The sequence below is a fragment of the Chamaesiphon sp. OTE_20_metabat_361 genome (genome assembly GCF_031364565.1).
The window spans coordinates 1-8,471 of the sequence record NZ_JANLWO010000871.1 but is presented as its reverse complement, the minus strand read 5'-3'; the positions used below and the strand labels follow the sequence as shown (position 1 = coordinate 8,471).

Annotated in this window: 6 protein-coding genes; 5 read left to right on the top strand and 1 reads right to left on the bottom strand. The window is 45.4% G+C overall.

What is annotated here, in order from left to right; all coding sequences use genetic code 11:
* On the bottom strand, window positions 1–622 hold a 622-nt coding region (locus RMO35_RS24485), incomplete at its 3' end, for a biotin/lipoyl-binding protein (protein WP_309745255.1).
* A gap of 192 nt (window positions 623–814) precedes the next feature.
* Here RMO35_RS24485 and RMO35_RS24480 point away from each other — a divergent pair.
* The 5 genes from RMO35_RS24480 (at window position 815) to RMO35_RS24460 (ending at window position 8,387) form a co-directional block, all read left to right on the top strand.
* Window positions 815–1,195, top strand: coding sequence for a site-specific integrase (locus RMO35_RS24480; protein WP_309745253.1), 381 nt, complete (start codon window positions 815–817; stop codon window positions 1,193–1,195).
* A 39-nt stretch (window positions 1,196–1,234) separates the two neighbouring features.
* Complete coding sequence (locus RMO35_RS24475) at window positions 1,235–1,468, top strand: hypothetical protein (RefSeq protein ID WP_309745250.1); 234 nt, start codon at window positions 1,235–1,237, stop codon at window positions 1,466–1,468.
* Window positions 1,469–2,122: 654 nt separating this feature from the next.
* Entirely contained in the window at window positions 2,123–4,045 is a 1,923-nt protein-coding gene (locus RMO35_RS24470) for a M20/M25/M40 family metallo-hydrolase (RefSeq protein WP_309745248.1), read from the top strand.
* 92 nt (window positions 4,046–4,137) lie between these two features.
* On the top strand, window positions 4,138–6,096 hold the full coding sequence (locus RMO35_RS24465; protein WP_309745246.1) for a M36 family metallopeptidase: 1,959 nt from the start codon (window positions 4,138–4,140) through the stop codon (window positions 6,094–6,096).
* Between the two features lie 95 nt (window positions 6,097–6,191).
* Window positions 6,192–8,387 (top strand): pyridoxal-dependent decarboxylase, encoded by a 2,196-nt coding sequence (locus RMO35_RS24460; protein WP_309745244.1) that lies wholly within the window; start codon window positions 6,192–6,194, stop codon window positions 8,385–8,387.
* Window positions 8,388–8,471 lie beyond the last annotated feature (84 nt).

The following is an 8,471-nucleotide window of genomic DNA, read 5'->3' as shown; positions in this document are numbered from 1 at the left end:
CCGTACCGCTCATTTCGGCACGGTAGAGCTGATTTTCGGTAATTAGGGCACTACGGCTTTGAGCCAGCGCAAGGATTTCAGGAGCGATCTTAATCCCCTTTCCCCCTTCCCCTTTCCCCTTTCCCCCTCTTAGATTCATCTGCGCTCGATAAAAACTATTCTCCGCTGCGAGGGATTCTTTAGTGCTAGCGAGGTAACTGAGTTGAGATTCGGGGATGGTTGATTCTAGTTTCAGCAGTAATGCTCCAGCTCGAACTTTGTCGCCGTTTTTGACGTAGATCTGTTTGACGACACCACTCATGGGAGCTTGGATCTTCTTGGCATCGTCGATGGGTTCGAGTTTACCGTCAGCGGGAATGGCTTCGTCGATGCGGGCGATTAGTGCCCAACTAATGACGGCGACGATTAAGCCCATGATCCCCCAGCCGATAGCTCGCGACCAGATTTGGGATTGTTGGAAGATGACCGATTGACTGGTGTTGTCGCGATGTTTGAGGGCAGTAGATTTGCTAGCAGTTGCTAACTCGGAGTTACTAGTTTTGACGATCTCCACGTCACGATCTTTAAGCATTTGGACGACCCATGATTTCAACCACTTCCCAGGAATTTGCAGCCACGGCACCAGCCTGATGCTGTTAATTTTGTTGCACAGCTACTGCTATAGGCCTATTGTTCCCTAGATCTGCGGGTGATTTTCATTTAGTGGGCAGATCCGCTCTTAATCTTGAAGATTACGACGGGTAACGTTTGCAGATCCGTCAAGTTAGGGCAAATAGTTAGGGGCAGGTGCCGCTAACCGAGCAAAAGCTCGCGTTTGCTCAATCGGTATTTGGAGTGGCGCGAACGTCAGGGGTATGCGGTCGAGCCGAATAGTCCGATCTTTATCTCTGAATCCAATCGCCATCGGGGTAAGCGTCTGAGTTATGACGGTATTTATAAGGTCGTTAAGGAATTTGAGACGGCGACTAATGTATCGCTCCATCCCCATCAATTTAGACATACATTTGCCACTAATATGATGGTGCAGGGCATGAACCCCGATCGTATGATGACACTGTTGTTAAGCCAGCGATCGCGTCCAGTACTGGCTCTGAGGACAAACTCGTTCCTGGGTCAGTTACCTCTGGTGTCTGGGCCGACTTCCTCTGTGTGCAAATTTCACCTGCCACCAGACGATCGTCTGCGGCTGCATTGAAGGACTTTTTTGGGCGAGAGTTAGAAATGCAAGTATCTGTTGGCGATCGAGTCGTTCCTACAACTCCCCGAACGGGAAGCGAGCGGTCATGTGTTAAATTATCGCGGACAGTTACTGACTGCGGGTTTAGCTGCGGCGACGGTAAATGCGCGGCTAGCGGCACTACGCTCTTTTGTCATTCATGCTTACAAGCGGAAACTGTGTAATTTTCGGTTGGATGATATTAAATCAGTCAAGGCGCAGAGTTATAAGGATACTAGGGGAATCGCTTAGTTCAAGTACTACCATCGTCGTCTAAAAGCTAGGCTTTTTCAACTAGCTTATCATTCCCTACCATACTGAAGATCGATCGGGATGCCAAAGTTAAATCTAAAGCATAGGTTATAGGTTCAATATTCTCTGATGGAATATAGATCGAATCGGGATAATTAGAGTTAGTTTGTCAATTCTCAATCGCAAGATTTTATTTTAAAGAGATAAAATATATACAATAACTTTTTGACAAGATTCGGTCTGAATTTAGCATTTATGTATAAGCTGCCTAATTTTTTTATCAATTTTAATTATTCTAGGCTTGCACTTGTAAAAGCACATATTTGCTATATTACAAATTGTTAGTTATTCAATTAAAATTAATTAGATCGAGATATTATGTAGTGGTAGATACAGATTGTAAATTATTAGCTTAGCAAGCTATATACAGCAGCCTTAGAGCGACTGAGATAGTAACGATTGGAGCACAAACACCAAGCTCCGTCCTAAGTTGTCTCTTACTAATTTCAACCATTAAATAAGCCATCGACTTAATCCATCTCGATTCAACATCGATGTTTGATCGGTGTTTGCTGTGAATATTTTCATGAGATTCTACTCTCTGTTTATTAATTTAAGATTTGCAAAAATTAATTTAAAGAAAGAGGTTTGATTGTGACTAGAACTAGAGCATCAATACTTTTCTTTGATATTGGAGATACTTTAGGCACTTCAAAAATATCGCCCCCTCCTGCTCATTTAGTAGGGATAGATATCTATCCATATATACCAAAGATTCTTCAGCAGTTAAAAGATAATAATCTAAAAATAGGCATTATATCCAACACTGGGAGTGAGGTAGCAGCCGCGATCGACGAAGTGCTTGAAGAAGCTGATATTGATAATTTTTTCGATCCAAACTTGCTCATTTATAGCTCAGTGGTTGGGGTGAGCAAACCCAATCCGAAAATTTTTCAACTAGCCGCTCAAAAAGCAAGTCATCCGACAGAGCCTCAGCATTGCCTCTTTGTCGGAGAAGATAGTAAAGAACGAAAAGCCGCTTTTGATGTCGGGTGGCAAGTATGCCCCCATCCACGTTTGATTTTGGATGTATTAAACGGCAGCCGTTTGAGATATATTCGAGTCACAGTTACGACAGCTCAAAGTAATAACGCATGGCGATCGGTGATTAAAGATCTGTCGGTTGTGCCTTTATATGTAACGGGAGCACAGGGAAATCAAGTTTATGCGATCGCGACTACCTCATCGATAACCAAGCTTGACGATCTAGGTTTTCAAGTCGATCGATTAGGTAGTGAGGGCGATCCGCTCACAACAGATGTGTACCTGCTGCGGGACGATCTGCAAACTAGCGCGGGTTTTCTCAACCCCCAAGGACAATCTAGTAGCTTTTTTGTTAATGATGAAGAGTCAAAATGGGTGTTAGCTTCTTCGACTGAGGGAATTTTTATTGCCTTACCCGGCGATCGATCGGTAGAAGAATATCATTTTGAAAATGCACATCACGGACACAATCTCAAGCTGTTACCCGATCTCAGTTTACTCGAACCGTTTGGAACAGGTGAAAATGCCAGAACCGCAGGTTTTGTTGATGCAACCGTAGTTGAATCATCTTTGAGTAGTAGTGAATTAGAAAAATTCAAAACAATTACTCCAGATTCAATTCGTGGATATTTAGACAGGTATACAGGTGTAAAACCGCTGGATGAATCAGTCGGCATCAAAATTAAAAGCCGACATATCCACAGTTCAGATATTGGTGTCGTCACCACAGCCTTGGCACAAGATCTCGAAAAAATCGGTGGTGGTAATTTCAGTATCGGCATGAATCGATTCGTTCATGAAGGACGCGAGTTGGATAACGTAGAAGCAGAGCTACGGGGGAGTGAATCGGCAGAAATTGTGTTAGTTACTGCTCATTTAGATTCGACCGCTGCTTCGAGCCATACTGCTGGCGATTACGATCCCGATCGAGATCCCGCACCTGGAGCTGATGACGATGCTAGCGGCATTGCGGCTGTCTTAGCGATCGCCACTGTCATCAAACAATTAGCGGCAATTAAACCACCCAAGCGAACGATCCGATTCGTGCTGTTTAATGCTGAAGAGCATGGCTTAGTGGGTAGTCAGGCTTATGCACGTACCCAAGCCGCGATTGCTGCGCCGATTGTCGGCGTATATCAAATGGATATGATTGGTTACAACGTTAAACCCCCACGTTCCTTTGAAATCCATGTCGGTTATGCCGCCTCAGCCAATGTCCAAAAGCGATCGCTCGTACTCGCTCAACGGATGAAACGGTTAGCTGCGGTATTATCGCCGAACTTAGCATCTCCGCAAATCTATACTCAACCAGATCCCGCCGAAGGCAGGAGCGATCATGCCAGTTTTCATCAACGTGGCTATGCGGCTTGTGTCACCTCTGAGGATTTCTTTGCTGGGCCGCTGCCCACATCCCCAGCCTCCGAGCCAAATCCTAACTATCACCGGGATGGAGATACTTTCGTCGATTTTGATTATGCGGCGGATATTGCTCGCGTGATTGGAGCTGCTACCTGGGTAACGGCTAACCTGTAATTCTGGTTGAGCTAATTCAAAATTGTCAAAATTCCGGTTTGATTTTTGGCTGCTAACTTTCTGTTCCTATCACCAAAAAATGAGGTATTCAAATGGCACATGCGATCGATACTCGTAACTTCACTACCAATAGTGCAACTGCTGCCCGAATTAATCAACTCAGTCAAGCTGCATCTGTTGTCTCCGATCAATTGCCCGGAACTCAGGCAATTAGTGTTCCTGCTTTGAATTCGCTCACAGGTACGCCCAATCGTCTCTTGTCAACTAATGCCCCAAGCACAGCCGGATCGCTGATCGATCGAGCATTGAGCTTTGTCGCGCAAACCAGCCCCGTCTTGGGATTTGCCCCAGGTGAGCCAGTAGAATTTGTCCCAGACTCTACCATTGAAACAACCAGTTCCGATAGTAAAGCCGTTCATCTTCAACAAAGCTATCGGGGCATCCCGATCTTCCAGATGGTGCGCACCGTTCGCTTCGCTCCTGACAACACCATTAGCGATGTCGTCGGAAACAACGTTAATCTCCCACCCGGAATTAATACGGCACCCCAAATTAGCGTTACTCAAGCAGTACTAGCCGCCGCTCAGTATGTAGCTAATCCCGACGGCACAGAGACAACGATCGATGGTTGGGGACAGCCAATGACTCCAGTTCGCATCGATCTATCCGATTATGTGCCCCAAATCCAGGTAACTTCGCCCCTCCCCAGCAAACCGACAGTTTTGGATAAAGGTCTTTTTGCCGATCCTATTTCGGCTCATTTGGTGCTCTTTTATCAAAATCCTGAGACGCGGCTCGGATGGTACGTGCGGATTACGCTACCAGATCGTCAAGATCGATATGAACTGATTGTCTCAGCAGATCGCCCTGAAGCAGAAATTCTCTACTGCCAAAGCTTAACGCGAACAGCTCTGGGTAAAGGCAATGTTTATAAAGAAAATCCGAGCGCAACACCTCGGCAAATGATTGCTTTCCCTCGGGATCTGAGTGATTATCCCGTTCCCAAACCGACCAAGCTACCTGCTCAATTTCCCGGTCATTGGTGTGCTAGCAATAAGTGCATGGGGAATAATACCATTGCGACCTTAGGTGAATCGATTAAGACTCTTCAAGGCAAGGTTCAAAGTGGAAAAGTCGTCTTCGATCCTGCCAATGACAGCGGAGACGATCAGAAGATTCTGAATATCTTCTATTTCTGCAACTATATGCACGACTTCTTCTACTTATTGGGGTTTAATGAAGCAGTTGGCAACTTTCAAGATGTGAATTATACCGGACAGGGAAATGCCAGCGACCCCGTATTGGCTCACGCTCATAGCGGTACGGTGAATGGAACGGCTAATATGTCAACCCCTCCAGATGGTCAAAGACCTGAGATGAATATGGGGCTAGTAGCTGCTACTGGTCGGCATACCGCCTTTGATGCCGATGTCGTCTTCCATGAATTTACACATGGAGTAACTAACCGCTTAGTCGGCGGTCGGATGAATAGTCCACAGGGGCTGCAACAGATCCAAAGTGGCAGCATGGGCGAAGGTTGGAGTGACTATTTCGCGCTCACGATTCAAAACTTCGACAAATCAGTTGAAAAAGTCGTTACTGGGGACTGGGTAGTTAATAATCCCAATGGTATCCGAGGTCTAAAGTACGATAGCAGCTTCCCCGATCGCTTTGGCAAAATTGGGACGGGACGCTACAACCAAGTGCATAACATTGGTGAAATTTGGTGCGCTACGTTGATGGGGATGAATCGCGAGATTGGAACAGCATTAGGCTCTAAAGAGCGCGGTCATCAACTCGGCTGGCAAATTGTTGTAGATGCCCTAAAACTGTCTCCCTCCAATCCCAGTTTCTTAGATGAACGTAATGCGATTCTCCAGGCACTCAGTGACTTGCAGACAAAAGGAAGCTTGAACGCTGCGGATTATAAGAAGGTCAAAAAAGCAGTTTGGACAACCTTTGCGAAATTTGGCATGGGACCCAATGCTGATTGTTTTGGAGCATCGTTGAACGGGATTGTTGAAGATACTAATGTGCCTTCCGGTCTGTAGTTAGACAGCAGGAGTAGCGGAAAACCCGTTCCTCCTGCTCTAATAACGCTCAACATTGTCACTTTCCCCACCGATACCACCAGGAGCCAAAGCTGATGAATACCCCACAAGATTCTCTCAGTCAAGGATTTGAAAAAGCATGCCAAGGCATTCATCAATTGTCTCAGTCGAGTGAAATTCCCAATTTTGAAAGTACAGGAACTCGCGCCCTAGAAGCCTGGTTCTTGGGTCCAAAAGCTGAAAATGCGGATGAATTAGAACGCTTTATTGTCGAAGCCATTCGAGATCAGGCATTTTGGCGCAGAAACTTTCATCCCAGCGATCCCACTCACATCACTGGAGAGATGAAGAGATCGCCTGAATATCTCGAAGCAATGGATTCTCTTACCGAGGGATATCAGTCCTTATTGGCGTTTCTGAAAAAATCCGTACCCTTTTTCAGTATGCGCTACCAAGGACACATGAACTGGGATTTAACCATTCCTGGTATCCTGGGCTACTTCGCCGCCATGCTCTACAACCCCAATAATGTTGCCTTTGAAGGATCGACAGCGACAACAATTTTGGAAGTCCTAGTTGGCGACGATCTCTGTAAAATGCTTGGATATACCATTCCAGATCGAGCAGCCATCGACAAAGGTGCGATTCGCCCCTGGGGACATATTACCTGTGATGGTACTGTTGCCAATATTGAGGCTCTCTGGTCAGCAAGAAATCTCAAACTCTATCCCTTAGCTTTACAAGCAGCATTAAAGGAAGATCCAGCCTTAGCAGCGGGTAAACAGATCGTCATTTCACGCTCAACTGGTGAATCACTCCCGTTGATTGAGCTAGATACTTGGTCGGTACTCAACCTCAAAGCCGATGATATCCTCGCTTTACCGACTCGCCTCACCCATGAATACCAAATTTCACGGGATACTATTACGACGAGTCTCGCCAAGTATTCCTTACAAAGCTTGGGAATCCAAGAATTTTCCTGCCGCTTTCTCAGCCAGATCGATAAATCTCCCGTTTTCTTAGTGCCAGGTACAAAACATTATTCATTCCCCAAAGCTGCTGCTATTCTGGGTATTGGTGCATCAAACACGATCGATGTACCTGTAGATAAAGATGCCAGAATGAATATTACTGCGCTCAAGGAACTCCTCGAACAATGTCTGAGCGAGCAAAGACCTGTTTATACAGTTGTCGGTGTCATCGGCAGTACCGAAGAAAGTGCGATCGATCCGATTAGAGATATTTTGACATTACGAGCGGAGTTTCGTCAGCTTGGCTTGGAATTCACCGTTCATGGTGATGCTGCTTGGGGTGGCTATCATATTTCCGTGATTCGGGATGATTTTGATATGCCTGTGCCACTGGCTAATTTTGCAGCTCCGCCCCCTCCTGCCATACCGTTAAAGCAATATGCGATCGATCAGTTCCAGGCTTTAGGTGATGTCGATTCAATTACGGTAGATCCTCATAAATCTGGCTACATTCCCTATCCAGCCGGAGCACTTTGCTATCGCAACTCAGCTATGCGAGATCTCGTTACTTTTAGTGCCCCAGTCGTCTTTCATGGTGATACCGAACCAACAGTGGGAATCTATGGCATCGAAGGGTCGAAGCCAGGAGCAGCAGCGGCAGCGGTTTATCTGAGTCATCGAGTGATTAGACCCTCAAAAAGTGGTTACGGCAAAATCATCGGTCAAGCACTTTTTAGTTGTAAAAAACTTTATGCGCGACTGCTATGTATGGCACGTCCTGAAGACCCTTTTATTATTATTCCGGTACCTCGACTACCTGCGGAGGCTGATGGTTCTGATATCCAACAACAAACTCAATTTATTCGCGACAGAATTGTTGGTAAGACTAACGAAGAGATTATTAACGATCTTGCTGCCATGAAATTACTCGCAGAAATTGGGCCAGATCAAAATATATTGGCTTATGCGTTTAACTTTAAAACTGGATCGGAAATTAATACTGACTTAGCTCAAACTAACCGTTTAAATAAAGCTCTTTACAATAGACTGAGCATTAATCCAGGCGATGACATCTACGGCTACGATCTAATTGTGAGTACTACCGACTTAAATGCCGCTCAATATGGAGACATATTTATTAATGACTATAAACGCCGTCTAGGAGTTGAAAAGTCTGCTGGAGTATCCATTACAGTATTGCGCTCTGTGGTAATGGATCCTTGGGTAACTGAGACTACACAAGGCTCATTCTTGGATATTTTGGAAGATGAATTTCGGCAAGCTATAACTGAAGCAATTACAGAAATTGCACCCATCTAAACTAGAGGTTATTGACTCATGGCTTGTAACTCTGGTCGCTCATATCCGATCCAATCGGGAGATACACTTTATCTTATTGCACAG